The sequence below is a fragment of the Streptomyces hygroscopicus subsp. hygroscopicus genome (genome assembly GCF_001553455.1).
Classification (GTDB): domain Bacteria; phylum Actinomycetota; class Actinomycetes; order Streptomycetales; family Streptomycetaceae; genus Streptomyces; species Streptomyces hygroscopicus.
The window spans coordinates 52,240-76,301 of record NZ_BBOX01000107.1; the positions used below are offsets into that span (position 1 = coordinate 52,240).

The window sequence follows — 24,062 nt, forward strand, 5'->3', positions numbered from 1 at the left end:
AACAGAAGGTCGGCACAGCAGTAGGGCCGACAGATGGTGTTGAATTTCCTTCGGGGCCCTGGTGCATACGGCACCAGGGCCCCTCGACGCGTTGCTCAACGAGGTGAGAATGACGGCAGACAATCCGCTCAGTGGTCGCTTGGACGACGACGACTACCCCGCCTACACCATGGGACGGGCAGCAGAGATGCTGGGGACCACGCCCGGCTTTCTCCGCGCCATCGGTGAGGCACGCCTCATCACCCCGCTCCGCTCGGAGGGCGGACACCGCCGGTACTCCCGCTACCAGCTGCGGATCGCCGCCCGCGCCCGCGAACTCGTCGACCAGGGCATGCCGATCGAGGCCGCCTGCCGCATCGTCATCCTCGAGGACCAGCTCGAAGAAGCTCAGCGCATCAACGCGGAATTCCGCCGCGCCGCGGCCGAACGGCACGAAGACGCCCCGTGAGCCGCCCCGGGCACAGCCGGTCGGCTGAGGGCCGGAGGCCGGAGGCCGGAGGCCGGAGCGCTTCGCCGTATCGGGGGCTTCGCCGTGTCGGGGGCTTCTCCGGGCCTCCGTGGAACGCCTCCGCGGGTATGGCTCACCTCACGAAAACCAGCGGGGCCACGCGTCCGTCAGTGGGGAGATCCCGTATGCGCCGACGGCGAGGCGAGCAGGCCGCCCACGTGACGTTTCGCATGTCCGCCGTCACGCATCGACGCATTGACGCATCGAGGTCCGCAAGCTGTCGAGATGGTGCTCTCCGAGGAGGAGCGCATCGCGTTGTCGCCCCGTGCCGGAGGAGGAATTCCGCAGAGGAATGAGGACTGAGCCCCGCGGCCCCCGGCCTCGGGGCGGTGTGCCAAGATCCCGGCCATGACCACACACACCCAGTTGCCGCCAGGACAGCGGTTCTTCACCAACCTCGACCGCATCTGCGCCTCCGCCCGCCTCGTCGTGGACCGCCCGAAAGACAGTCGGCACCCGCGGGCGCCCCAGGCGGTGTACCCGGTGGACTACGGCTATTTGGACGGCACGACGGGCGGCGACGGGGAGGGCGTGGACGTCTTCCGGGGCAGCGCCGAGGGTGCGGGCGTGGTCGGCGTCTTCCTCACCGCGGACCCGAACAAGCGCGACGTCGAGGTGAAGGTCCTGCTCGACTGCACCGGCGACGAAATCGAGCGCGTCCGGCACCTGCTGGACGACGTCCTGGAGATCGGCGGCCTGCTGGTGCTACGGCAGGACTCCCAGGCGGCTTGATCCGCGGTCGGCCGTTGCCCGCGTCCGCCCGACGTGCCGACATGCCGACATGCTGGCGCGCTGGCGCGCCGACGTGCCGACGTGCCGACGTGCCGACGTGCTGGCGTGCTGGCGTGCTGGCGTGCCGACGTGCTGGCGTGCTGGCGTGCTGGCGTGCGTACCAGACCGCCCGGCCGCCCGGCCGGAGCCCGCCAGGAAGGTCGTGGCGCGTCACCTCCATCGCCGCAGCCGCTGCCGCGTCGTCACCGAACGACGCGGTCCGGCATCGGCCGCACGGTGCAGTATCGTGCGCAGAACAGGTAGGCACCGGGGAGGTCATGGTGGAGCCGACGGACGAACTGGTCCTGCGCGACGCGCAGTTGCGCGACCACCCGGATCCGGTCCACATCCTGGTTCGCGGCGGGCGGTTCGCCCGCATCGGCCCGGAGGCCGATACAGCGGCGGCGCGCTCCCTCGATCTGGCCGGCCGTCTGGTGATCCCGCCCTTGGTCGACGCCCACATGCACCTGGACTCCGCGCTCACCCTGGACCCGCGCCACCCCAACCGTTCGGGCACCTTATGGGAGGGCATCGACGTCTGGGCGGCGCGCAAGGCCACCCTGACCGGGCGGGAGGTCCACGCCAACGCCCGCGAGGTGCTGCGCTGGATGGTGGCGCACGGCACCCTGCACGTGCGGTGCCACGTCGACGTCTCCACCCCCGGGCTCGACGCGCTCCGGGCGCTGCTGGACCTGCGCGAGGAAGTGCGCGGCGTCTGCGACGTGCAGTTGGTGGCCTTCCCGCAGGACGGCCTGTACGGGGACGGGCTCGCTCAGGGCGCGGACCGGGTGGCGCGGGTCCGGGAGGCCATGGCGCTCGGCTGTGACGTGGTGGGCGGCATCCCGCACTACGAGCGCACCCCAGAGCTGGGACAGGCCCATGTGCGCACGCTGTTCGAGGTGGCGGAGGACTTCGACGCGGACATCGACATGCACTGCGACGAGACCGACGACCCCGACTCCCGGTACGCGGAGCTGGTGGCCCGTGAGACGGTCGCACGCGGCCGGCAGGGCCGCGTCGTGGTCAGCCACTGCACGGCGATGGCGGGCTACGAGCCGGCGGTGCTGGCCCGTACCGCGGCGCTGCTGGCCGACGCCGGGGTGGGCGTGGTGGCCAACCCCTTCGTGAACGTGGTGCTCCAGGGCCGCGGCGACGCGCCCCCCGTACGGCGTGGCATGGCGCCCATCGGTCCGCTGCTGGACGCGGGCGTGACGGTGGGTCTCGGCCAGGACTCGGTCATGGACCCCTGGCTGCCGCTGGGCACCGGCGATCTGCTGGCGGTCGCCCAGCTCGGCGCGCTGCTCGGCCACCGCACCGGACACGACCAGCTGCGGGAGGTGGTCTCGCTGGTCACGGACAGCGGGGCGCGGCTGCTGCGGCTCGGCGACCGGTACGGCATCAGGGAAGGCGCGCCGGCGGACTTCGTGGTGCTGGACGCCGCCGACCCCATCGAGGCGCTGCGGCTCCTCCCGGCCCGGCTGCACGTCTTCCGCGGTGGCCGGGAGGTTGCCCGCTCCCAGCCGTCCCGGTCGGAGCTGACCGGGGACTTCGCCGCGGGCGCGGTCGACTTCGGCCGTCAGCCGGCCGCGGTCCGGGAGGCCGCCACCGAAGCGTGAGCCGCACCGCCCCCCGGCCAGGCACCCTCCAGGGTCCATGCCGCGTCGAAGACCCGCACCTGGTGTTCGAGGCTGCGCCGGTACAGCCGTAGCAGTGCCTCCCGGTCTGCCTCGTCGCCGGGCGCCGCGGCCTCCTCCACCACGGCCGCGTGCGCGGCGCACATCTCGGTCCGGGTACGCCGCACGTACATGTCGGCCCAGCGCCGGTACGCGGGGGGACCGGGGATCTCCACCCCGCGGAACCGCTCGCCGATCACCTCGGTGAACAGCGAGCACGGGTAGACACTCACCGCGATCTGCGGGAACGTCCCCTCGTAGGCCACCCGCACCAGGTGGTTGACGTACCCCTCGCGCGCCGGTGAGCAGGTCCAGCGGTCGTGCGGAGTGTCGTCGGGGTAGCCCAGCTCGGCCACCAAGGCGCGTTTCTCGCCCAGTTCGCTGACCGTGGACAGGTCGTCGAGCACATGCGCGGCGGCCTTCGCCCACGGGTGGCCGACCGGTGCCTTGGCGATGCCGAGCGCGAGCGCGCGATTGAATTCGGCGACGTGCGGGCCGTCATCGAGCTGGAAGAACACGAACTGCTCGGTGCCGAGGCGGCCCGCGGCCATCGCTTCGATCCAGGGGTGGTGGCGGTAGGCGTCCCAGACATCCGCGCACCGGGTCCGGCAGTCGTCGAGAAAGGTCACGTGCTGCTCCCTTCGCGGCGCGCTCCGGCGCCGTCGTCACTGCTCCATCGGCCGAAGGCGAACGGCGTGCGCGAGGATGTCTCCTGACGGCCCGTCATCGCTTCGGCCGCGCCCTCGGTGATCAGGTCGGCGACCAGCTCGGCGGAGCCCGGCCCGGCGATGAACCCCTCCCCGGCATGCCCGAAGCAGCCGTACAGGCCGGGCTCGACGCGGTCGGCCACCGGCAGCCGGTCGGGCAGGCACGGGCGTACTCCGGAACGCTGGGCCACCACACGCAGCGCCCCCGCCGCGGGCACCAGACGCGCCGCCCGGCGCATGATCGCCTCCGGGAGCCCGGCCGGTCCGGGGTGTTCCGCCGGGTGCCAGGAACCGCCGACGACCAGCTGCCCGGACGGCATCTGGTGCGCCAGCAGCGCCACCGAGCCGGGCCGCCCGATCACCGCCTCGGCCAGCACGTGGCGCAGCGCGAACGGAGCGGGTTCGGTGACCACGACGGTGCCGCGGACACCGGCCAGCGGCACCCGGTGGCCGAGCGGCGCCAGCAGGTCGCGGGTGCCGAGGCCGGCCGCCAGGAGCACGTACGGCGAGTCAAACCGGGTGCCGTCGGGGCACCGCACCGACCATCCGGCGCCGTCCCGCGCCAGGCGGACCGCGCCGCACCCGGCGTTGATCACGGCACCGGCGCGGCGGGCGGCGGTGGCGAGGTGATCCAGGACCGCGGCCGGCTCCAGCCGCCGGCCCTCGGCCATCAGCCGCCCGGCCGCGAGGCCGTCCCCGAGGGCCGGCTCCGCTGCCCGCAGCGCCGCGCCGGTCAGCATCCGGCCCTCCTCGGCCGCCTGACGCATCGCCAGCTCGCCGGGGTCGTCGGCGGCCAGCACCAGGGTTCCGACGGGCTCCTCGTCCCACCACATGCCGGTCTGCCGGGACAACTCGGCATACAGCTTCAGGCTCCGCCGCCACAGGGGGGCGAGCACCGTCGCGGGCGGTACCAGCTCGCCCTGGGCGGCGTGCGAGGCGCCGCCGCCCACCGGACCGGCGTCGACCACCGTGACGGACGCGCCACGCCGGGCCAGCAGCCACGCCGCGGACAGGCCGACGACACCCGCTCCGACCACCGTCACGTCGCTCATGCCGGTCTCCCCCGGTCCCCTCCGACGACGGCCGCGCCGACTGCCACGGCGGCGCCGGTGTCAGTGGCGGCGCCGGTGTCAGTGGCGGCGCCGGTGTCAGTGGCGGCGCCGGTGGCGGTTTCAGTGTCAGTGGCGGTGGCGGTCAGCAGGTCCACCGGGTGCCGGTCCCGCCCGATGTCCACGGCCCCGTTCGCCACCCCGGCCGCGACCGCCCGGTGGGCCAGTTCAGCGGCCCGGGGCAGCGGGACGCCGCGCGCCAGGAACGCGGTGAGCAGTGCCGAGTGGGCGCACCCCGCGCCGTGTTCGCACCCGGTGGCGTGGCGTGGCCCGGGCACGGCCCGGTGGCGTCGGCCGTCGAACAGCCAGTCGCCGCCGCCGGGGACGTCCGTGATGACCACGGCGCGGGCCCCCCGGCGGACCAGCGCCCCGGCCAGCACCGCCGGGTCCGTCTCGTCGGTGAGGCCGGTCAGCCGACGCGCCTCGGCGAAGTTGGGGGTGGTCACCGCCGCCATCGGCAGCAGCCGCTCGCAGAGGGCGTCGACGGCATCGTTGCCGCCGCTCAGGCCCGAGCCGGCCGCCGTGACGAGCACCGGGTCGACGACGAGCGGCGCGGACATCCCGGCCAGCCGGTCGGCGACCAGATGCATCAGCGCCGCACTCCAGGTGGTGCCGACCTTGACGCCGTCCGCTCCGATGTCGGTCAGCACCGTGTCGAGCTGGGCGGCGACCAGGTCCAGGTCGACCGGGGCGCTGGCGATGACCCCGGCGGGGCTCTGCGCGGTGACCCCCACCAGCACCGTGGCACCGTAGGCTCCGACCGAGGCGAACGCCTTCAGATCGCCCTGGATGCCCGCCCCGCCGCTGGAGTCGGAGGACCCGATGGTCAGGCAGCGGGTGCGGCGCGGCGGCCGGGGCGCGGTCACGGGTGGCCGGCCGTCGCGGGCGCCGCGGTACTGGCGGGCGGCAGCAGCGCGGCGACCTCCGCGGCCACCTGCTCGGGGAAGTCCGGGTCCGGGCGGTACTCGAGCAGCTTGACGGTGGACACCACGGTGAGCCCGGTGACGAGCGCCGCGTGCCGGGCTCCGGGCTCCAGCAGGATCACGGTGGGCCGGCCGAGCGCGGTGGCCCAGCCGAGTTCCACGTGCGTGCCCGGCGAGGCGGGGTCACCGGGGAAGGCGACGAACACGTCGCACTCGCGCATCCACGCGAAGTCGCGGCGGGTGCACTCGACGTCGGAGACCTCGTTCAGCCCCCAGCCCTCGGTGCGGTGCGCGTTGAGCACGCGCCATCCGCGAGCCGCGAAGGCGTCGGCGAGGGACTCGTAGCGGTGCCGCGCGGCCTCGGGCACGGCGCCGGTGGCCGGGTCGACCAGGGCCTTGAAGGGGCCGCCGAGGAACACGGTGGCCATCCCTCCGACCGGGGCGGGGGAGTCAGCGAGCGGCATCGGACACCTCCATCGGGTGGTGGGGCGCGGCGAGGGCGGGGAAACGCGTGACCATCAGGTGCCGGTACAGCGGGGACAGCCGGTCCACCAGCCCGTCGTCCGGCCCGGGGTCGTCCGGCCCGGGTCCGTGCCGGACCCGTCGGTAGAGCTCGAAGAGCGCCACGACCTGGGACCAGTACCCGGGCAGGCCGAGCGCGTCCAGCCGGTCCGGGTCCAGGCGGAGGGCGTCGGTGCGCAGCTGTTCCTCGATCCGGAGCACGTCCGTGAGGTACGGGCGGTTGTCCCCCTCGGGCAGCGGGTCCATGGCGTCCGCCGGCAGTCCGGCGGGCAGTGGCGCGTCCACCAGCCGGCGGGCCGCCGGCAGATCCGGCTGGTACAGGTGGAGCGAGCCGGCCACGTGGGTGTAGCCGCCGAGTTCCGCCCCGAGCTGGCGGGCCATCATCTCCTGGAGGAAGGTGAAGGAGAACACGTCGCTGACCATGCCGCGGTAGACGTCGTTGGCCCGCATGTAGCCGACCATGTGCAGACGGCCCTCGCGCAGCAGGAACTGCAGGCACAGGGTGCAGGCGACGTCCGGGTTGTCCGTCACGTGCAGCTCCTCCGGGCGGAGGATCTGGATGACGGCCCGCTTGCTGTCCGGGTCCTGGCGGAGGGTGTCGACGACGGTGGCCCACTGGTCGAGGCTCCGCGCGCCGTACCGGAAGATCCGCGGCCCGTAGGCGGTGCCGGTCAGACACCGGCCGTCGGCGGAGTAACGGGCGACGCTGGGCGCGTAGTACGCCAGGTAGTCGAGGTCGTCGCGGCCGGCCAGGTACCACAGCGCCTCGGCGAAGTTGAACACGACGTTCGTGCGGCGGGCCGGGTGGGTGATCAGGCGGCGTCGCGGGTCGTCGAGGAGGAAGGACACGCCCAGCCGCTCCTGGCTGGCGAAGCCCCGTGGCGCGTTGTGGAACTGGGGATCGTGCAGCAGGTCGGCCACGTGGTGCAGGTAAGCGGCCTGGAAGCCGGGGAAGGTGGTCACAGCAGGTCCTCCGGGAAGGAGGCGAACATGTCCTTGTGCCGGCCCTTGGCCACCTGGGCGCAGGCGCAGTCCTCCGGTCCGTCCGCGCCCCGGGTGGCGAGACCGGCCTCGATGATCTCTTCGAACTGCCGCCGGCCGTCGGCGATGGCCTGGCGGGAGCGCGCCCGGAAGACCTCCGGGTCGGTCTCGGTCTCGTTCTTCATGTCGTGGTACGAGTCGATGGCCACGGCGATGGCGGCGTAGTGCCGGTGGCGCTGGCGCGCGAGGGTGAACTCCGGGTCCATGGTCTGACCGACCAGGCGGGCGCCGAGCCGCTCCATCAGCTCCAGTTCGGCCAGCGTCTCGATCCTGGCGAACCCGTAGAAGCTGAAGTACACCCCGCTCTGGTGGACCCGGATGCCGGCTTCGTCGGCACCGCGGATCAGCAGCCGCCGCAGGACCGGGCAGAACGACGGGATGACGTGGGCGTTGGAGAACCGGCCGGACAGCGGCGGCAGGCTGGCCCGCGGCCCGGCCAGGCTCACCAGGTCATGGGGGATGATCAGATCGCCGCCGCGGACCTCCTTGTCCACGCCGCCGACCACGAACGTGCCGATGATGTGGTCGACCCCGAGCGCGTCGAACGCGCTCTGGTTGGCCTCGTAGGGGATCTCCCAGCTCGGCGTGCGCTGCCCGGGGAACCGGCCGTACAGAAAGTGCGTCTCGGTGCCGTGCACATCACCGCTGAAGATCCGGTCCACCGGCCCGTACGGTGTGACCAGCCGGGTGCGCTGGATGCCCTCGCCGCGGATGAGCCGCTCGGCGCGCAGTACCACTCCCAGTTTCATATCGCCGTCCCCGCAAGGCCCACGCGCTCGCGTACAAAGGTCAGGAAGTCGTCCACCCATCCGCTCACCGGATGGCTGAAGCGGTGGAACCGCAACGAGCCCACCAGGGAGGACAGGACGCGGTCGGTGAGGGCCGGGGTCGGCGCGCCGAGCGCCTCCACCAGCCCCAGGCGACGCCGGTCGGCGGTGGTCTCCAGATAGCGGCGCAGTACGTCGGCCGCCTCCCGGCCGGACAGCTCCTCGTGGCGGATCGGCTCGTCGGGCCGGCACACCAGCTCCACGACCGCGTGCGCCGGGGCGGTGGCCCGCACCGCCCCGCCGAGCGCGGTCAGCCCGCCCGGGAACAGGAAGGCCTTGCTCGGGCGCTTGGCGGGGTGCGGCTGGGCGGCGGCGAGCAGCTCGGCCGGGCGCAGCAGCGGGCGGTGCTCGCCGAGCGAGGAGGTGCGCACGCCCATCGACCGCGGCCCGCCCACCATCTGCCAGTCGACGCCGGTCTCCTGGAGCAGCACGTCGTCGTTGGAGACCAGGGCGGCGGATCCGGAGCGGACCAGCGACATGGCGGCGGTGGTCTTGCCCGCCCACTTGTCACCGACGAGCATCAGCCCCACTCCCCTCGCGTCCACACCCGCGCCGTGCAGGGGCACCGCCCCCGCCGCGATGGCCAGTGTGCGCACGATGGTGCGGGTGTACCGCAGGCCGAAGACCGGCAGCCACCGCGGCGCGGGGCAGGTCACCGTGAGGGTGCGGGCAGCCGCGTCGAACTCGACCCGGTGGTCGGGCTCCGAGTCGTCGGCCGGCTCACGCCCGGCGTGGTCACCGGCCAGCACCAGGGTCAACCGCCAGACCTGGCCCTCTGGTTCGGCCACCGGCTGGTAGAAGGGAGCCGTCACCTGCCGCAGCCTCGCGATGGCGTCGGCCTCGCCGCTTACGGCGAAGGTGATGCCGACGTGCGGGACGGCAAGCAGGTCGTACGGTGGTGCAGTCATGTCAGTGCCTCGAGAATCTTTCGTCCCTCTGCCTCGAACCGCGTGTCGTGTGTCCGGTGTGCAGTGGTGAGGGTGGTAACCGCGCAGGCCAGCCGCGCGTAGTCGAGTTGGATACGGTCTGGGGGGCCGGGGTCGTGTGCCCGGGCCCTCCGGTAGGCGGCGGTGAAGATGCCGTGGCCCCCGGGTATGGCGGCCAGTTCCCGGTCCCAGATCCGTTGCAGGTCGTGCTCGGCCGGTCCGTATCCGGCGCGTTCGAAGTCGAACACCACCGGACGGCCGGCGTGGTTCCGGGCGGTGTTGCGCAGGGAGAAGTCGCCGTGCAGCAACACGGTCGGGTACCGGCCGGCCGCCTGGTCCGCATCGCGTACCAGGGCGGTGGCCTCCGGCCCGGTCAGTCTGCCCCGCACCTCGGCGAACAGGTCGGGGGCCTGCCGGGCCAGCGCTTCGATCAGCTTCCCGAACGGCTCCTCCCCCACCTCGGTGACAGGCAGGGCGGTGGTCCCTTGCCCGCCTCCGGTCGGCCGGGGCGCCGGGCCGTCGGCGCCCGGCCCCGGCGGATCGGTGTCGTGGACGGCCGCCAGCAGCCGGCCGGCCTCGGCGGCGGACTCCGGCCGCGCGGGCAGCGGCGTGAGCGACTGCCAGCGGAATACCGCGTACTCCCCGAGGCCGTCGGCATGGCCGCCGGCCAGCAGACGGGGAGCGAGGCCGGGGGCGAGGGAACCGGCGACCAGCCGGTCGGCCGCGGCCCGCTCCGGACGGGCATAGAGCTTGACGAACACCTCCTCACCTCGCAGCCCGCCGCGGAACCAGGCGTTGCTCGAGCGTTCCTTGAACGAACGGGCCGGCACCTGGCGCAGCCCCGTGGCGCCGCAGGCGGCGGACAGCCGGTCGGCGACGTGCCCGGGCAGGCCGCCGACCAGGCTCCCGTCGAGCAGGCCGCCGCCCTGCGGCGTCACGACCGTCAACGGGGCTTGCCGATCCAGGTACACAGGTAGTCCATGTGCACCAGGCGCTTGTCCGTGGGCACGGTGGGCTGCTGCGGGAAGGTCTGCTTGGGCGCGATGTCGCGCGGGCAGTACGGGTCGCGCACGAACAGCGACCGCTGGCCCGTCTCATGCGCGTGGTGCAGGTAGGACCGGCCGGCGCAGCCGCCGCGGCACTGCTGGAGCATGCCGCACCCCTCGCAGCCCTCCAGCAGGTCGGGGTTGGCGTTACGCCGCCGGAAGGACCGGAACTGCGGTGACCTGATGATGTCGTACAGGTCATCCGTGCGCAGGTCGCCGACCTTGTAGTCGTGCAGGTACACGCACGGGGAGACCGGTATTCGGCCGTCCGGGGTGATGGAGTGGATGCGGAACGAGGTCCGGCCGCACGGGCACCCCTTGGCCTTCTGGTAGTCGGTGACGGCGGCGATCGGCGGCTCTCCCAGGTCGACCGGGGAGCAGTGCTCCATCAGGAAGGCGAACCCCTCGTAGTACTGCTCGGCCGTCAGCAGCGAGTCCATGTGGGCCGGCTCAACGGGCTTGATGGGGTTGATCCGGATGTGCGCGTCGTACTCGATGGCGAGCTCCACCAGCCGCTCCAGGTGACGGCGGGTGAAGTTCCAGTTCATGCCGCACATGATGATCGAGTGGTCGAGCCCGTACTCCTTGGCCAGCTCCAGGGTGCGGATGGCCTGCTTGTAGATCTTCGCGCCGCGGTTGGCGTTGTGCTCGTCCTCGAAGGGCGAGTCCAGGCTGATGTCCAGGTCGTTCAGGCGCCGCCACTGCGCGTTGTGGTCGCGCTCCAGGTGCAGCCCGGTGATGCCCGAGGTGGTGAGGCCGACGATGATGCCCGCGTCGACCAGGCCGTCGATGATCTGCGGCAGCAGGGTGTTGCGGGGGTTCGGCCCGTTGGTGAACAGCGGCTCGTTGCCGCCGAGGTTGACCGTCTCCACGCCGTTCAGGGCCAGTTGCCCGACGATGCGGTCGATCATCTCCAGGGAGAAGTCCATGCCCTTCTCCCGGGCGGACATGGAGTAGCAGTGGGTGCACCGGTACGGACAGTCGTTACCCAGCGTCCAGCCGATGTTCTTGATGTCGATCGCGCACTCGTCGGCGTCCTCGTGCTCGATGGGCCCGACCGGGCGGTCGAAGTGTTCCTTGGGGTTGATCACGGACAGGGGGAGGGACTTGCGAGTCCAGGGGAAGTCTTCCTGCTGGTTGCTGTGCTCTTCGGTCATGGCACATCCCTTCAGCAAACGAACGGGTTGGCATCCGCGTCGTACATCAGTCCGAGATCGTTGTAGGCGCTGATCACTTGGTCGTGGAGACGCTCGTACCAGTCGGCGGTACGTGCGAGTTCGGCACGCACCAGCTCCTGGACAGCGCCGTCCAGAGCCGCTGTGGAGCACTGGCCGGCGGCCAGGTCCAGCAGCGAGCGGAAGAAGTCGAGGTCGACCCGGCGCAGCTCCTGCGCGAGCCGGTGCATCACGGCGAGTTCGTGGGCGTCCAGTGCCTTGGGGGCGGACAGTGGATCGATGGCCTTGTCGTAGATCAGCGAGTGCGCCCGGTGCCACTGCTTCAGCCCCTGGTACAGCGGCCGGACGCGTTCGTCCAGGAGCTCGTAGCGGGTGTTCCCCAGCATGTCCTGGGTGACCTGGAGGGTGCCGTTCTTGCCGAGCCGGCGGGTGAAGTTGGTCCCGGCCGCGGCGTACATCTCGGTGAAGATGCCCTTGGAGATGGTCCAGGAGTACTCCCGCATGCCGCGGTAGTTCTCCTCCAGTTCCTCCAGGGTGGTCCGGTCGTCGAACAGGATGTGCCCGGCCTGTACGTAGATGCCGTGGGCGCGGAAGATGTCCAGGGCGCGCCGGTTCTGCTGGACGTCCGCCCGCTTGGCCATGCGGCGCAGCGCCGACTGGGCGAAGTTCTCGATACCGCAGGAGAACGAGAAGAATCCGGCCCGTGCCAGCTCGGCGATCACCTCATCGGTCACCCGGTCGGCCCGTATCGAGCCGCGCAGCCGCGGTTGTATCCCCCGCCGGGCGATCTCATCGGCCAACTCGGTGGACCAGGCGAGGTCCCGCGGCGGTTCCAGCAGCGAGTCGTCGATCACCTTGAAGTGCGTGGCGCCGCGCCGCCACAGGGCCTCCAGCTCGTCGACCACGTCGGGGATGGACCGCTGACGCCAGGTCGCACCGCCTCCCACCCGCTCGAAGGCGACGATGGAGCAGAAGGTGCAGGACGCCTGGCAGCCGCGGGCCGTCTGGACGTGCACCATGCTGCGCCGGGCGAGCGTGAGGTGCAGGGTGTCCCGGGAGGGGTGGGGCAGCTCGTCGAGGGCCAGTTTGGGCGCCGGGGCCGGACTGTGGCGCACCACGCCCTCGGCGGACCAGTGGCTGAGCCCCGGGATCTGGTCCAGCGGGGGCGTCCCGTCCCGTAAGTGCTCGGCGAGACGGAGAAGCGGCACCTCGCCCTCACCCCGGACGACGGCGTTGAACCCCGCCTCCAGGAAGTCGTTGGTGTGGAAGGTGGGACCGTACCCGCCCGCCACGGTGAAGACGTCGGCACCCGCCTCGCCCAAGAGGCGCATCGTCTCCATTGCGCGTTCCATGTTGCTGCGATAGCAGGCGAATCCCACCATCCCGGGCCGGGCGTCCAATATGCGCTGTGCCAGTTGCGGAACGTCAAGACCTTCGAGCCAACCGTCGACGACCACGACGGTATGGCCCGCCTCTCGCAGGAATGCCGCCAGATAGCCGAGCCCGAGATTCTCCTCAGCCGTCCGGTGGGTGACGGGTGAGGGCGTGGCCAGGACCACGACGGGCCCTTTCCGATGCCCCGATTTCGCGTCTGTCACAAGATCCAACGCTACCCATACCCGAATATTTGCGTCAAGGATCCCTAGGGAAATACCTACGATCTTAGAAATTTTTAGCCGCTGAGCAGCCCGTCGGCTGGTAAACCTGGCAGGCCATCTACCATTTGGGGACCGCCACTGGTATGGGGCGGGGCCGCTCCGCTTCCACCCGGAAACGCACACGGCGGTCCCAACGCACGGTTACTCTTCGAGGGTGACGCCGCTTAGCGATCCCGACGCCGCTTAGCGATCCTTTAGATTCGGAGAAATTTGCCGTGTCTGCTCAAAAACCCTCTCGCTCGATGCTGGCGCGCGGCCTCTGCATTCTGCACTGCTTCCGGCCGGGCGAATCGGAACTCCCTCTCTCCGAGTTAGCGCGTCGAGCGGATATGCCAAAGGCAACCGCTCACCGAATCGTCACGGAACTCGTCAGAGAAGGAGTGCTGGAGCGCGGGGAGAAGGGACTCAGGCTCGGCGTCGCCCTTTTCATGCTGGGCGCCCGGGTACCCCGGCAGCTCAGGTTGCGCGATCTGGCCTCCCCCTATGCGGAACAGCTGCACCACCGTACGCGGGGAAGTGCTTTCGTCTTCATCTGCGACGCCTTCGGCTCCGACGCGGCACTGGTGGACACGGTGCGCCGCGTATACGGCGCCGACGACACCCGGCTCGGCGCCGAGGAGACGTGGGCCTCGGCCGAGGCGGCGAAGAACGTGCTCCGTGCGCTCGGCGCGGGCACGGTCCGCCACCGCCGGGGGCCGCGGACGGCGGAGGGTGAGACGGCCCGGGCGCGGCGCCAGGGGTTCGTGGCCGTCCGCGGCGCGCACACCGTCGGTATCGCGGCGCCCGTTCTGACGGTGTCGAACAGGGCGGTCGGAGCGCTGGCCGTCGCCGCTCCGCAGGACCGGATACAGGTGGTCACGGCCGCCTCGCATCTGCGGGCCGCGTGCGCCGCCATCTCCCAGGCGCTTCGGCGCGTTCCCGAGCTGGTCGGCCAGCCGGCGGTGTGATCCTGCCTCCCTCGCTCCCCCGGGCCCGCAGCGCGGGTGCCGCCCGTCGCGCGGTGAGCCGGGGCCGCCTTCCGCGCCGGATTCCGTTCCGTTCACGGCGGCGGCGCCGGCGTCATCGGCCGGGCGGCCGTCCCGGTGGCGCGGCGCCATGTCAGCTGCGCCGCGCCGTGAACAGCGCGGGCAGCAGGCGTCCCGCCAGGTACTCCTCGCGAGCCGCCGTGAGGGTGTCCCGGATCAGGTCCGCCGATTCCGACCCGTAGATCGACGCGACGCTGCCGCGGAAGATCCGTACCACCTTGAGCCGGTCGGCGAGCAGGGCCACCGCCCAGTCCGTCAGGTCGCGCCGTACCACGTCGGCGAAGCCCGCCCGGTCGAGTTGGTCCAGGCGGTCGGCGAGGGGGGTGGTGAAGAAGACCCCGTGCGGATGGGTCTCGCGAAACGCCGGGGAGGGCGTCTGGTCGCCGGGGGTCAGGCTCACCTCCTCGGTGAGGACGAGCAGCCCGCCGGGCCGCAGCAGGCGCGCGGCCTCGCGCAGGACGTCGCCGGGCTCGGGGAAATGCGGCATCGATCCCGTCACCATCACCACGTCGAGCGAGGCGTCGGGGAGCGGAACGTCGGTGGCGGAGGCGCAGATCTCCGTCATGCCCGCACGCCCCTGCGCGCGGCTGATGCGACCGCTCACCTCGCAGTGCTCGGCCACGAGATCGACGCCGTAGGCCTGCCGTACGGTGATTCCGCACGAGGTGAGCCGGTCCACGGTGTACCGGAGCGCGCCGCCGAAACCGCTGCCCAGCTCGCACAGGTCCACGGTGGCACCGCCCGGACCACCGTCGCCCGCGGCGGTGACGACGGTGTCGGCGACCAGATCGCAGCCTTGGGGTCCGAAGTGGCCCATCTGGTCCAGACCGAGCAGTCCGCGGGGTCCTTCCTCGCCGGTGAACGCCACGATCGCCCGCTCGGTGCTCTCCCAGTCGTGCAGCGCGGGGAACAGGTCCCGGTGGTAGCGGTACTGGACGCCGCGCTGCTCGGACGGGACCTCATCGGGGCCGAGCCGGACGCCGGGCTCCGCGCTCACCGCGAGCCTTCGGGTGCGGAGGTGACGAGGGCGGCGGCTGCCGCGCGGGTTTCACGTGTCGGCACAGCGATACTCCTTGGTGCGTACGGTCCGGTGGGTCGGCCCCGGCGCCCGGGAGGGAGGCGGCCAGGGGCGGGGCTCAGGGCGCGGCCACGGCCGAGGGCCGGAATTCCTCGGGCACCGCGGCGCAGACGGCGTCCAGGGTCGCGAGCGCCTCCTCGGCCTCCTCGTCCGTGGCGACCAGCGGCGGGAGCAGCCGGAGCACCTCCGGCTGCCCCAGGCAGGGAGAGACCACGAGGCCGTGCCGCCCGAGTTCGGTCAGGACCTCTCCGGCCACCGCGGGCGTGGCGAACTCCACGCCCCACAGCAGTCCGCGGCCGCGTATCTCCGTGATCAGGTCGGGGTGCCGCTGGGCGAGACGCGCCAGGCCCGAGGCGAACAGGTGCGCCAACCGCTCGCCGCGCGGGGCGAGTTCCTCCACCGCCGCGAGGGACGCGATGCCCGCCGCGGCGCCCAGCGGATGCCCGGAGAAGGTCGTGGTGTGCACAAACGGGTCGGCCGCCAGCGGGGCGTACAGCTCCGGCGTGGCCAGCACGGCGGACAGCGGCTGTACCCCGCCGCCGAGCGCCTTGCCGAGCAAGACCGCGTCAGGCCGGATCCCGGCCGCGATACTGGCCAGCCGGGGCCCGCACCGGCGCAGCCCCGTCTGGATCTCATCGGCCAGTACGAAGGCCCCGTGCTCGTGCGCGGCGTCGGCAAGGGCCCGCAGGAACCCGGGCTCCAGCGGCCGTACGCCGCCCTCGCCCTGGACGGGTTCGACGAGGACGGCGGCCACCTCGCCGTCCGCGAAGGCACCGGAGATCGCGGAGGTGTCCGCGGGGATGTGGGTCACGCCGCCGAGCAGCGGTTCGAGCGAGCGGCGGTAGCGGGCGTTCCAGGTCGCCGCGAGGGCGCCGAGGGACTTCCCGTGGTAGGCGCCCTCGACGGCGACGACGCGGGTGCGCCCGGTGGCCAGGCGCGCCATCTTGAGCGCCGCCTCAACGGCGTCGCAGCCGTTCAGCCCCAGCCACACCTTCGTCAGCCGCTCCGGATCGGCCCAGTCCGCCAGCGCCCCGGCCAGATCCGCGGTCGTGCGGTTGCCCAGGACGCGGGTGGAGACCGGCATCATGTCCAGCTCACGGCGTACCGCGTCGAGGACGGCCGGGTGGCGCTGGCCGAGAAGGGTGACGGCGTAGCTCCCGAAGTCGAGGGCGCCGCGGCCGTCGGAGAGCCGTATCCGGGCCCCCTCGCCGCTCATCTCGATCGCGCCGGAGCCGTTCATGCCGTAGACGAGGGCCAGTTGGGGAGACAGGTGCCTGCGCGTCAGGTCGAGCGCACGCCGGGCGGTCCCACCTCTGGCATCCGCGGTCATCGGGATCGCCCCTTCCTCATTCGGCATATCAGGTGCCCACGCCGTCCGCCGGGCCCTGAACCCGCGCACCGCCGAGAAAACAGCGCGTTCATGACAGGACCGCCGAGAACGCCGCACAACACGGCGGGGGCGCGGCGGACTTCCGGAAACCGGGGACGGGAACCCTTTCGGACAACGGTTGTACTCCCGGCCCGCGCCGAGGAGAAGTGATGTTCCGGCTGCCGGAACGACGATTGAAACGGACCGTCGGCGCCTGCGAGGCTGCGCGGGGCAGCGACATCGCCGATACCGAAACCACCGGGGAAACCACCGTGTGGACAGGCCCGCCGCGCTGCCGCCATCTGTACCCGAAAGGTTGCTACCGACCGCATGGAGACCACAACAGCCAGTGCTGTCGCGTTCCCGGACTCCGCCACTCTGGAAAAGCGTCTGAACCTGTTCCTGGAGCAGCGGGGGCTGAGCCGGGACGCGGTACTCAAGGAAGCCGATCAGGGGATGGGCACCCCGGCGCTCGCGGTCGCCGCCGGTTCGGTGCTCACCGGGTTCGGTAACCACCGCAGCGATCTCGACTTGCTGGTTCTGGTGGAGAACGACAAGCTCACCCGCTTCCCCATCCAGTCCCATGAACACGGAACGCTGATCGACGTCAGCATCCGCCGGGCCAGCTCCGTCCAGAACAGCGCCGCCGAGCTCACCGCCGAGCCCTGGCCCCGGTTCGCCACCGTCACCGAGGAGGCGTGGAACCACCGGCGCCGCACCCTCAACACCACGACCCGACTGGCGCTCGGACTGCCGCTGGTCGTCTCGCCGCCATGGGACGACTGGTACGCGGGGCTGCGCCGTCCGTGGCTGGCGGACGCGGTGCGCCAGTGGTGGACCGTGGAAGCGCAGCGGCTCGCGCTGGCCGCCCGCTGGCTGCGCGACGCCAAACCCATGGCGGCCGCGATCCGCGCCCGGGAGGCCGTGGTCGCCGCGCTCAACGCGCGGGCCGCGGCGGGCGGCGAGCTGTACTTCACGTCCAAGTGGGTGGGCGAGAAGCTGCGGGCGCTCAGCGACACCGAGGGCCTGGCCCTGCTCCGCGACACGCTGACCTCTCCGCTGCCGTCCGGCGACCGGGTCCAGCTCTCCCTCGACGCCGTCGAGCGCCTGGTCGGTGACGCCGCCCCGCTGCACGCGGTGCTGCGCTGGTCCACCGGTATCGGGGTGACGCCCCTGGAGGACCGTACGATCGTGGACCGCTGGCAGATGCGCGCCCTTGAGGTCCCACGGCCGGACCTTCCGCCCGACGACAGCGACGCGGTCATCTGGTCGGGCCCGGTCGGCGCCCGTCCGCCCGGCGATCTCCTGCCCCTGTTCGTTCACAACATGGTGTGGCTCGGTGTCGCACTCCCCGACCCGGAGGTGCCCGCGTGACCAGCTCCAGCACACCCGCGCCCGGCCACCCGGCCACCGGTCCGGGGGAGAACCCGGTGCGGACCGACGCGCCCCCGACCGATCTGCGGCGGCTGCTCGCCTTCCGCGCCCACGGGGCGACCCGTCTGATGCTCACCTGCCGGGCCCGCCTGGAGGACATCGAGGGCGCCGTCGCCGCGGGACAGGCCGAGCTGGCCGTCCTCGCGGCGTACGAACTGGTGCAGCTCTCCCTGTCGGTACGCGGACTGCGCACCGAGGGCGAACTGGTCTACGGCCGCGACGAGGCGGCCTTCGACCCCTTCGCCGGGGTCGCGGCCGAGGACGCCGAGGCCGGGCTGACGCTCGCCGCGGAGGGCTGGGAGGCCGTGGGCGAACGCGGCGAGGAGTGGCTGGAGAGGCTCCGGCGTCATCTGCGCGACACCGAGGCGCTGCTGGGTTACGCCGAACCGCTGCCCAACGTGCGGTCCGGAAGCGGCCTGATGAAGGGCTTCAAGCTGACCCGCATGTGGCAGCCGTCGCTGGAGCGCGTCGGCCTGCCGGGGATGGTGCCGGAGGCCTGGACCCGCCGTGCCGACTGATCCCGGAGCCCGGCGTGCCGAGGGCGCCGCGGTACCGGCACTGGCCCTGCGCGGGGTCAGCAAGCGGTACGGCGCCACGACGGCCCTGGAAGGGATCGATCTCGAGATCGCCGAGGGCGAGATCATGGGCCTGCTCGGACACAACGGCGCGGGCAAGACGACCCTGATGTCCCTGGTGGCGGGGCTGTTGCGGCCCGATACAGGGAAGATCGAGATACACGGCGTCCCTACCGACCGGGACCCGCGCCGGGCCCGTCGCGACCTCGGGCTGGCCCCGCAGGAACTGGGCGTCTACCCGCCGCTGACCGTGCGGCAGAACCTGCGGTTCTGCGCGGAACTGGCCGGTCTGCGCGGCCAGCGGGCCCGGGTACGCGCCGAGGAGGTCGCCGAGCCGTTCGGGCTCACCGCCCTGCTCGACCGCCGCGTCTCCGGCCTCTCCGGAGGTGAGCAACGGCGCGTGCACACCGCCATGGCCCTGCTGCACCGGCCGAAGCTGGTCCTGCTCGACGAGCCCACCGCGGGCGTGGACGTGGAGACCCGGGCCCGGCTCATCGCCTACGTCAAGGAGCTGGCCGACGACGGTACGGCCGTCTGCTACTCCACGCACTACCTCCCCGAGGTCGAGGCGCTGGAGGCAAGCGTGGCCGTACTGGACCACGGCCGCCTGATCGCCCGCGGCACCCTCCCGGAGCTGGTCCGCAGCCACGCGGACAGCGCCGTGGAGCTGACCTTCCACGGCGGTGTGCCCCCGCTGCACCTTCCCTGGCCGGTGACCCACGACGAGGACGGGGTGCTCCGCGTACACGTCGAACAGCCGCAGCTGGCGACGGCCGACGTGCTCGCGGCCCTGGGCGAATCGGCTCGGCTGCTGGTCAACATGCGTGTGGTGCAGCCCAGTCTGGAAAGTGCCTTCCTGCGCCTGACCGGGAGCGGCGCACCGGACCGCCGCCCGCCGGCGTCCCCGGCGCCGTCCCCGGTGCCATCCCCGGCGCCGTCCGCGCCCCGGACGGCGGCGCCGGCCCCCGGAGCACCGGCGAACACCGCCCCGGCCCGCGGCGCGCGAGCCATCGGCGGGCCGGACGAGCCGCCTGGAGAAGACGACCATGGTCCACTCGCCCGCGACCTCGAGGCGGAACAGCATGGGTGACGGTTCACTGGGCCGCATCGCCGCGCTGGTCCGGCAGGACTGCAGGCTGCTGGTACGCGATCCCGCACCGCTGATCATCCGTACGGTGATGCCGCTGCTCATCATGAGCTTCATGCAGCCGCTGTTCCGCGCGGCGCTGCGGGCCGACGACGTACGCGACGCCAACGGTGCCGAACAGAGCGTGCCCGGCATGGCGGTGATGTTCCTGTTCTTCCTGGTGAACGTCGTGGGCTTCGCGATGTTCCGGGAGCACGGCTGGAACACCTGGGACCGGCTGCGGGTCAGCCCCGCCCGGCCGTTCGAGCTGGTGACCGGACGCCTGGTGGTACCGCTGGTGGTCGCGCTGGTCCAGCTCACCGTGTTCTTCGGCGCGGGCGGGACCCTGTTCGGGCTGCGGGTGCGCGGCTCCTATCTGGCGCTGGCCGTGGTGGGCGTGCCGCTCGCCGCGTGCGTGGTCATGGTCGGCATGGCGCTGGTGGCGCTGTGCCGCTCCATCGCCCAGCTCAGCGTCATCGCCAACCTCCTCGCACTGCTCTTCGCCGGCCTCGGCGGCGCGCTGACCCCGCAGTCCGTGCTGCCGGACTGGGTCCGCCCGCTCGCCCCGGGAGTGCCCAGCTACTGGGCGATGCGCGGCTTCTCCACCGTCATTCTCGACGGCGGCGGGATGGGCGCGGTCCTCCTCCCGGCCGGAGTGCTGTGCGCCTTCACGGCCGGGTTCACCGTGCTGACCCTGGTCTTCTTCCGCACCGGCCACCGCAAGCTCTCCTGGTCCTGAAGCGGACCGGCTCGGTGCGGTGCGACAACGACACTTCGGCACAAGATTCGGCACAAGAGAGGTCAGCCATGCCCGCCGCAGTGGTCTTCGACTGCTTCGAAACACTCATCATGTCCCCGCCGCTGCCGGGCCCCGAGACGTTCACCACCCGCCTTGCCGAGGTCTTGAGGGTGGACCAGCGGTGCGCGGCGCAGACCGTGGACACGGTCTACACCGCCGTGTTCGCGGCGATGTCGGACCGGTCCGCGCTCCAGCCGCCGACCATCGGCCTGCTGGATGCGGCCCTGCGGAAGCAGGGCGAACAGCGGTCGAGAGCCGACCTGGAGGAGGCGCTGTGGCACGCGCTCGGCTGTACGGATGCCGACCAGTACGCGCTGTGCGAGCCCGTGGCCGACGCGATGCGCCGGGCCGCCGACGCCGGTCACACCGTCCGGTTGCTGTCCAACTGCTACCTTCCGGGCAACCTGATGCGCAGGCTGCTGCGCCGCACGGGAGTGCCGGAGGTGTACGACCGCGCGCTGTTCACCGCGGACGGCGGGCCGAAGAAACCCGACTCGCGCGCCTTTGAGCTGATCGGGGCGGGCGCCTTCGAGCGGCGTGTGATGGTCGGCGACTCCGAGGAGCTCGACATCGCGCCGGCCGCCGCGCTCGGCTGGGACACCGTGCGGGTGGACGCCGCTGATCCCGATCCGGCCCGGCTCCTCACCCTGCTGGAGCTGTGAGCACCGGCCGTTCCCGCCCGTCCCCTGGCATTGGCTCGATTCGGTGTTCCGCAGAGGGAAACACCTGCTGATTCCAGCGGATCGTTCTGCCTAGTGTTCCTGGTGCCGCCCGCCATCGCACGTCATGCGAGAGCGGTCGCCGCGTGCGATCCCCTGCCACCGGCCGCCCGCCCTGGCGCGGTGGAGGCGGACCGGCACCGGCCCCGGGAGAGAGAGTCATGACCACGGTCACCAAGAACGACGCCGGATACTCCGCGAACGGCGAGGCTCCGCACCGAACGCTGCTCGACGGCGGGTGGAGCACGGAGTGGAAACCGCCCCTGGCCCGCGAAGGCGCCACCGGCCCCGAACGCATCCGCGACCTCGCCACCGGCGGTTACGCGGCACTGCCGATCCCCCTGGAGCTCGGCGGCGCGGGCGCGAGTCTGCTCGAGGTGGCCTCCGCCCAGCGGGCGCTGGGCATGGCCGACCCCTCGGCGGCGATCGCCCTGAACATGCACGCCTTCACGGTGGGCCTGATGGCCGACTACTGGCGACGGCACCGGGACACGACCTGGATGCTGCTGGAGGCGATCGCCGAGTCCGGCGTCCTGATCGCGTCCGCGTTCGCGGAACCGGGCGGCAGCCCCAACTTCATGAGCAGCCGGTCCGAGGCCGTCCAGACCGCCAAGGGCTACCGTGTGACGGGCGTGAAGTACCCGTGCTCGCTCGCCACCACGGCCACCCTGGTGTGTCTGACCGCCCGCGTCACCGGCACCGACGAGACGATCCTCGCCCTGTGCCCCCGCTCCTCACCGGGCCTGGAGGTCGGGGGCGAATGGCCCTCGCTCGGCATGACGGATTCCGACACCGCCCGGCTGGTCCTGAACGACGTGGAGATCGACGACCGGCTGGTCTTCCACCGTGGCCCCGCCGATGTCATCGACGAGAACGTCGTCTCCGGCATGACCTGGTTCGTGGTGCTGCTGACGGCCACCTACCACGGCGTCCTCAGCGGACTGCTGGACGTGGCATACCGGCAGGTGACCGGGGCGGGCACGTTCGGACCCAGAACCGCTCTGCTCGGCCGCGCCACCCGCGAGCTGCAGACGCTCGGCGGCGCCTGCCGTCAGTTCGCCACGGACTTCGAGTCGGGCACGGTCGGCGGGCAGGCGGCGCTGGCCACGGCGATGGGTCTGCGTGCCTCGCTCAGCGACACCCGCGACAGGGTGCTGACCGCCGTCACCCCGGTCATCGGCAGCCGCGTCTACGGGCGCGGGCAGCAAGCCGCCTCTCTCCTGATCGACTCGCTCGCCGTCCACCACCATCCGCCGTCGCTGCTGACCTGCGACGAGGCAGTCGGTGCGTTCTGCGCGGGGCGCGCGATCAGCTTCGACCCGGCCGACTGAGCCGCCCTACCCCGCCTGATTCTCAAGGAGACACAAGCCATGCCCCACGTCAAGGTCAATCTGCCGATCAAGGCTCCGGCGGCCGACGCCTGGGAGGCCGTCACCCGGCTGGAGGACTACGCCACGTACATGGAAGTGGTCGAGTCGGTGACCGTCCTCGGGGAGACGGAGACCGGCACCCGCACCAGCGCGTGGTCGGTACTGCTCAAGGGCTCCGTACTGGAGTGGGTGGAAGAGGACGAACTCGACGAGGAGAACCGCGTGATGTCGTTCTCCCAGGTCTCCGGCGACCTCGACACGTTCCTCGGCTACTGGCGCGTCGACGACGCCGGAGACGGGACCTCGGTGGTCACCTTCTCGGCCGAGTTCGAGATCGGCATCCCGCTGCTGGCCGACATGCTCAACCCCGTCGCCACCAGGGCGCTGCGCGAGAACTCCGAGCACATGCTGCGCGCCATCGAACAGCGGCTCACGGTGGCCTCATGACAACGCCCGCACGCATCCTGGTGACCGGCGCGACCGGAACCGTGGGCAGCGTCATCCTGCGTGCACTGGACGCGGCGGGCCATCAGGTACACGGCGTGAGCCGCCGCGGCGGAGCGGGGCCGCGGCAGCACACCTGGCGGCTCGGCCAGGAGGAACCGCCTCCCGAACTGCGCGTTCCCTGGGACGCGGTGGTCCACTGCGCCGCCGACACCCGCTGGAACCTGCCGTACGAGCAGGCCGAGCAGGCGAACGTCGAGCCGCTGCGCGGCGTGCTGTCCCTCATCGGCCCCGAAACCCACCTCATTCACCTGTCCACCTCCTACGCCACCGGCCTCGAGGGCGACATCTCCTCACACTCCCCGGACGCCTACCGCAACTCCTACGAGTGGTCCAAGGCCACGGCCGAACGCCTGGTGCGCGCCACCCGCGACAGCGCCGACATCGTGCGCTTCCCCATCGTCATGGGAGCCAGGGCCGACGGCGCGCTGGACCGCTTCAGCGGCTTCTTCTGGCTGCCTGCCTCGCTGTGCAGCGGCGCCGTCCCCGCCCTGGTGGGGGAGAAGGACGGGCTGATGGACATCGTCAGCACCGAGGACATAGCCGCGCACGTCACGCGGCTGATCGCCGCGGGCCCGCCGGCCGGCCACCGGCTGTCGATCCTGGGGCGCGGCAAGGAGGCCCAGCGGATGGAGGACGTGTTCGAAACCATCCGGGCCGCCCTCAACTCCTGGCGTTCCGCGAACGGGGTTCCGCTGCTGGAACGCCTTCCCCATGTCACACCCGAGCAGTGGAACCGCTTCCACCTGCCGTTCGCCGAGCAGCACCTGGACCGTGCGCAGCTGTTGCGGGTCACCGCCTTCCGCGCCTACCAGGGCTATCTGTCGGTGACGGAGCCGTTCGACGTCACGACCCAGGTGGCGGACAGCAAACAGGCCCTGTTCCTCTCGATGCGGCTCTGGGCGGAGACGCACGAGGGCGCCGCCCGCCGGATTCCCCAGCCGTGGAAAGAGCGTTCCGCACCCGCCCCCGCCGGTGCGGGCGGGCCGTAGAACACGCGCCCCGCGGACCCGCCCGGGCCCGCCCCACGCCGCCGCGCACCCGCCGCACCCGCCGCACCCGCCGCACCCCATCGCGGGCACGGGACTGACGAACCGGATGCTCAGGGACAAGGGGTCGCGGGCGGCGGACGCGGCGTGGGCGGCGGCCCGGCCTGCCGAGGCGCTGGGCCAACCCG

The 24,062-nt window shown here is 72.2% G+C and carries 24 protein-coding genes; 12 read left to right on the forward strand and 12 right to left on the reverse strand.

Annotation, left to right across the window (positions count from 1 at the left end; all coding sequences use genetic code 11):
• The first annotated feature begins 109 nt into the window (after nucleotides 1-109).
• The 3 genes from AXW62_RS11930 to AXW62_RS11940 all read left to right on the forward strand — a co-directional run bounded on the left by AXW62_RS11930 (nucleotide 110) and on the right by AXW62_RS11940 (nucleotide 2,895).
• On the forward strand, nucleotides 110-448 hold the full coding sequence (locus tag AXW62_RS11930; protein ID WP_030822610.1) for a helix-turn-helix domain-containing protein: 339 nt from the start codon (nucleotides 110-112) through the stop codon (nucleotides 446-448).
• A 408-nt stretch (nucleotides 449-856) separates the two neighbouring features.
• Entirely contained in the window at nucleotides 857-1,240 is a 384-nt protein-coding gene (locus tag AXW62_RS11935) for a hypothetical protein (protein WP_060944482.1), read from the forward strand.
• Nucleotides 1,241-1,557: 317 nt separating this feature from the next.
• Nucleotides 1,558-2,895: an amidohydrolase family protein gene (locus AXW62_RS11940; RefSeq protein WP_060944483.1), complete on the forward strand. Its 1,338-nt coding sequence runs from the start codon at nucleotides 1,558-1,560 to the stop codon at nucleotides 2,893-2,895.
• Here AXW62_RS11940 and AXW62_RS11945 read toward each other — a convergent pair.
• From AXW62_RS11945 to AXW62_RS11990, 10 genes are read right to left on the reverse strand one after another with little or no spacing between them, the layout of a single operon-like run.
• Nucleotides 2,856-3,581 carry a TenA family protein gene (locus tag AXW62_RS11945; RefSeq protein WP_060944484.1) on the reverse strand — a complete coding sequence of 242 codons (726 nt, stop codon included), beginning with the start codon at nucleotides 3,579-3,581 and terminating at the stop codon, nucleotides 2,856-2,858. The two genes, AXW62_RS11940 and AXW62_RS11945, sit on opposite strands and share 40 nt — an antisense overlap.
• Complete coding sequence (locus AXW62_RS11950; protein WP_060944485.1) at nucleotides 3,578-4,711, reverse strand: NAD(P)/FAD-dependent oxidoreductase; 1,134 nt, start codon at nucleotides 4,709-4,711, stop codon at nucleotides 3,578-3,580. Before AXW62_RS11950 ends, AXW62_RS11945 begins: the two co-directional genes overlap by 4 nt.
• Complete coding sequence (thiD, locus tag AXW62_RS11955) at nucleotides 4,708-5,634, reverse strand: bifunctional hydroxymethylpyrimidine kinase/phosphomethylpyrimidine kinase (protein ID WP_060944486.1); 927 nt, start codon at nucleotides 5,632-5,634, stop codon at nucleotides 4,708-4,710. Before thiD ends, AXW62_RS11950 begins: the two co-directional genes overlap by 4 nt.
• A complete protein-coding gene (locus AXW62_RS11960; RefSeq protein WP_063767152.1) occupies nucleotides 5,631-6,155 on the reverse strand; it encodes a nucleoside 2-deoxyribosyltransferase in 525 nt (174 codons plus the stop codon). The genes thiD and AXW62_RS11960 overlap by 4 nt, the downstream gene beginning before the upstream one ends.
• Nucleotides 6,142-7,176, reverse strand: a complete 1,035-nt coding sequence (locus AXW62_RS11965; RefSeq protein ID WP_060944487.1) for a thymidylate synthase — start codon at nucleotides 7,174-7,176, stop codon at nucleotides 6,142-6,144. The genes AXW62_RS11960 and AXW62_RS11965 overlap by 14 nt, the downstream gene beginning before the upstream one ends.
• On the reverse strand, nucleotides 7,173-8,003 hold the full coding sequence (locus AXW62_RS11970; RefSeq protein WP_067076139.1) for a phosphorylase family protein: 831 nt from the start codon (nucleotides 8,001-8,003) through the stop codon (nucleotides 7,173-7,175). Before AXW62_RS11970 ends, AXW62_RS11965 begins: the two co-directional genes overlap by 4 nt.
• Nucleotides 8,000-8,989 carry a phosphoenolpyruvate carboxykinase (ATP) gene (locus AXW62_RS11975; RefSeq protein WP_060944489.1) on the reverse strand — a complete coding sequence of 330 codons (990 nt, stop codon included), beginning with the start codon at nucleotides 8,987-8,989 and terminating at the stop codon, nucleotides 8,000-8,002. The genes AXW62_RS11970 and AXW62_RS11975 overlap by 4 nt, the downstream gene beginning before the upstream one ends.
• Complete coding sequence (locus tag AXW62_RS11980; protein WP_244502825.1) at nucleotides 8,986-9,945, reverse strand: aminoglycoside phosphotransferase family protein; 960 nt, start codon at nucleotides 9,943-9,945, stop codon at nucleotides 8,986-8,988. The genes AXW62_RS11975 and AXW62_RS11980 overlap by 4 nt, the downstream gene beginning before the upstream one ends.
• Nucleotides 9,946-9,950: 5 nt before the next feature.
• Complete coding sequence (locus AXW62_RS11985) at nucleotides 9,951-11,210, reverse strand: radical SAM/SPASM domain-containing protein (protein ID WP_030822578.1); 1,260 nt, start codon at nucleotides 11,208-11,210, stop codon at nucleotides 9,951-9,953.
• Between the two features lie 11 nt (nucleotides 11,211-11,221).
• Nucleotides 11,222-12,826: a B12-binding domain-containing radical SAM protein gene (locus AXW62_RS11990; protein ID WP_306305052.1), complete on the reverse strand. Its 1,605-nt coding sequence runs from the start codon at nucleotides 12,824-12,826 to the stop codon at nucleotides 11,222-11,224.
• 302 nt (nucleotides 12,827-13,128) lie between these two features.
• Between AXW62_RS11990 and AXW62_RS11995 the strand changes: the two genes are divergently transcribed.
• A complete protein-coding gene (locus AXW62_RS11995) occupies nucleotides 13,129-13,833 on the forward strand; it encodes an IclR family transcriptional regulator (RefSeq protein ID WP_060944492.1) in 705 nt (234 codons plus the stop codon).
• Between the two features lie 151 nt (nucleotides 13,834-13,984).
• On the opposite strand, the gene AXW62_RS12000 is transcribed toward AXW62_RS11995, so the two are convergent.
• Both AXW62_RS12000 and AXW62_RS12005 read right to left on the reverse strand, forming a co-directional pair.
• Nucleotides 13,985-14,908: a class I SAM-dependent methyltransferase gene (locus AXW62_RS12000; protein ID WP_060944493.1), complete on the reverse strand. Its 924-nt coding sequence runs from the start codon at nucleotides 14,906-14,908 to the stop codon at nucleotides 13,985-13,987.
• Between the two features lie 139 nt (nucleotides 14,909-15,047).
• Nucleotides 15,048-16,319 (reverse strand): aspartate aminotransferase family protein, encoded by a 1,272-nt coding sequence (locus AXW62_RS12005; RefSeq protein WP_060944494.1) that lies wholly within the window; start codon nucleotides 16,317-16,319, stop codon nucleotides 15,048-15,050.
• A gap of 369 nt (nucleotides 16,320-16,688) precedes the next feature.
• Between AXW62_RS12005 and AXW62_RS12010 the strand changes: the two genes are divergently transcribed.
• The 8 genes from AXW62_RS12010 to AXW62_RS12045 all read left to right on the forward strand — a co-directional run bounded on the left by AXW62_RS12010 (nucleotide 16,689) and on the right by AXW62_RS12045 (nucleotide 23,877).
• Nucleotides 16,689-17,732, forward strand: a complete 1,044-nt coding sequence (locus AXW62_RS12010; protein WP_060944495.1) for a hypothetical protein — start codon at nucleotides 16,689-16,691, stop codon at nucleotides 17,730-17,732.
• The gene (locus tag AXW62_RS12015) at nucleotides 17,729-18,310 is read left to right on the forward strand and encodes a hypothetical protein (RefSeq protein ID WP_244502818.1); all 582 of its coding nucleotides are present in this window, start codon (nucleotides 17,729-17,731) and stop codon (nucleotides 18,308-18,310) included. The genes AXW62_RS12010 and AXW62_RS12015 overlap by 4 nt, the downstream gene beginning before the upstream one ends.
• The gene (locus AXW62_RS12020) at nucleotides 18,300-19,457 is read left to right on the forward strand and encodes an ABC transporter ATP-binding protein (RefSeq protein ID WP_107406267.1); all 1,158 of its coding nucleotides are present in this window, start codon (nucleotides 18,300-18,302) and stop codon (nucleotides 19,455-19,457) included. Before AXW62_RS12015 ends, AXW62_RS12020 begins: the two co-directional genes overlap by 11 nt.
• Nucleotides 19,450-20,232 (forward strand): ABC transporter permease, encoded by a 783-nt coding sequence (locus tag AXW62_RS12025; RefSeq protein WP_060944497.1) that lies wholly within the window; start codon nucleotides 19,450-19,452, stop codon nucleotides 20,230-20,232. The genes AXW62_RS12020 and AXW62_RS12025 overlap by 8 nt, the downstream gene beginning before the upstream one ends.
• A gap of 68 nt (nucleotides 20,233-20,300) precedes the next feature.
• Nucleotides 20,301-20,954, forward strand: a complete 654-nt coding sequence (locus AXW62_RS12030) for an HAD family hydrolase (RefSeq protein WP_051885530.1) — start codon at nucleotides 20,301-20,303, stop codon at nucleotides 20,952-20,954.
• A gap of 218 nt (nucleotides 20,955-21,172) precedes the next feature.
• Nucleotides 21,173-22,342, forward strand: coding sequence for an acyl-CoA dehydrogenase family protein (locus tag AXW62_RS12035; RefSeq protein WP_060944498.1), 1,170 nt, complete (start codon nucleotides 21,173-21,175; stop codon nucleotides 22,340-22,342).
• Between the two features lie 39 nt (nucleotides 22,343-22,381).
• Nucleotides 22,382-22,828 (forward strand): type II toxin-antitoxin system RatA family toxin, encoded by a 447-nt coding sequence (locus AXW62_RS12040; protein WP_030822554.1) that lies wholly within the window; start codon nucleotides 22,382-22,384, stop codon nucleotides 22,826-22,828.
• Nucleotides 22,825-23,877 carry an NAD-dependent epimerase/dehydratase family protein gene (locus tag AXW62_RS12045; protein WP_060944499.1) on the forward strand — a complete coding sequence of 351 codons (1,053 nt, stop codon included), beginning with the start codon at nucleotides 22,825-22,827 and terminating at the stop codon, nucleotides 23,875-23,877. The genes AXW62_RS12040 and AXW62_RS12045 overlap by 4 nt, the downstream gene beginning before the upstream one ends.
• Nucleotides 23,878-24,062: the final 185 nt, after the last annotated feature.

Bases quoted from the DNA above. Each gene is read 5' to 3' on its own strand.
- AXW62_RS11930 (WP_030822610.1), top strand. From the start codon at position 110: ATGACGGCAGACAATCCGCTCAGTGGTCGCTTGGACGACGACGACTAC.
- AXW62_RS11935 (WP_060944482.1), top strand. From the start codon at position 857: ATGACCACACACACCCAGTTGCCGCCAGGACAGCGGTTCTTCACCAAC.
- AXW62_RS11940 (WP_060944483.1), top strand. From the start codon at position 1,558: ATGGTGGAGCCGACGGACGAACTGGTCCTGCGCGACGCGCAGTTGCGC.
- AXW62_RS11950 (WP_060944485.1), bottom strand. From the start codon at position 4,711: ATGAGCGACGTGACGGTGGTCGGAGCGGGTGTCGTCGGCCTGTCCGCG.
- AXW62_RS11960 (WP_063767152.1), bottom strand. From the start codon at position 6,155: ATGCCGCTCGCTGACTCCCCCGCCCCGGTCGGAGGGATGGCCACCGTG.
- AXW62_RS11970 (WP_067076139.1), bottom strand. From the start codon at position 8,003: ATGAAACTGGGAGTGGTACTGCGCGCCGAGCGGCTCATCCGCGGCGAG.
- AXW62_RS11975 (WP_060944489.1), bottom strand. From the start codon at position 8,989: ATGACTGCACCACCGTACGACCTGCTTGCCGTCCCGCACGTCGGCATC.
- AXW62_RS11985 (WP_030822578.1), bottom strand. From the start codon at position 11,210: ATGACCGAAGAGCACAGCAACCAGCAGGAAGACTTCCCCTGGACTCGC.
- AXW62_RS11995 (WP_060944492.1), top strand. From the start codon at position 13,129: ATGCTGGCGCGCGGCCTCTGCATTCTGCACTGCTTCCGGCCGGGCGAA.
- AXW62_RS12005 (WP_060944494.1), bottom strand. From the start codon at position 16,319: ATGACCGCGGATGCCAGAGGTGGGACCGCCCGGCGTGCGCTCGACCTG.
- AXW62_RS12010 (WP_060944495.1), top strand. From the start codon at position 16,689: ATGGAGACCACAACAGCCAGTGCTGTCGCGTTCCCGGACTCCGCCACT.
- AXW62_RS12025 (WP_060944497.1), top strand. From the start codon at position 19,450: ATGGGTGACGGTTCACTGGGCCGCATCGCCGCGCTGGTCCGGCAGGAC.
- AXW62_RS12030 (WP_051885530.1), top strand. From the start codon at position 20,301: ATGCCCGCCGCAGTGGTCTTCGACTGCTTCGAAACACTCATCATGTCC.
- AXW62_RS12035 (WP_060944498.1), top strand. From the start codon at position 21,173: ATGACCACGGTCACCAAGAACGACGCCGGATACTCCGCGAACGGCGAG.
- AXW62_RS12040 (WP_030822554.1), top strand. From the start codon at position 22,382: ATGCCCCACGTCAAGGTCAATCTGCCGATCAAGGCTCCGGCGGCCGAC.
- AXW62_RS12045 (WP_060944499.1), top strand. From the start codon at position 22,825: ATGACAACGCCCGCACGCATCCTGGTGACCGGCGCGACCGGAACCGTG.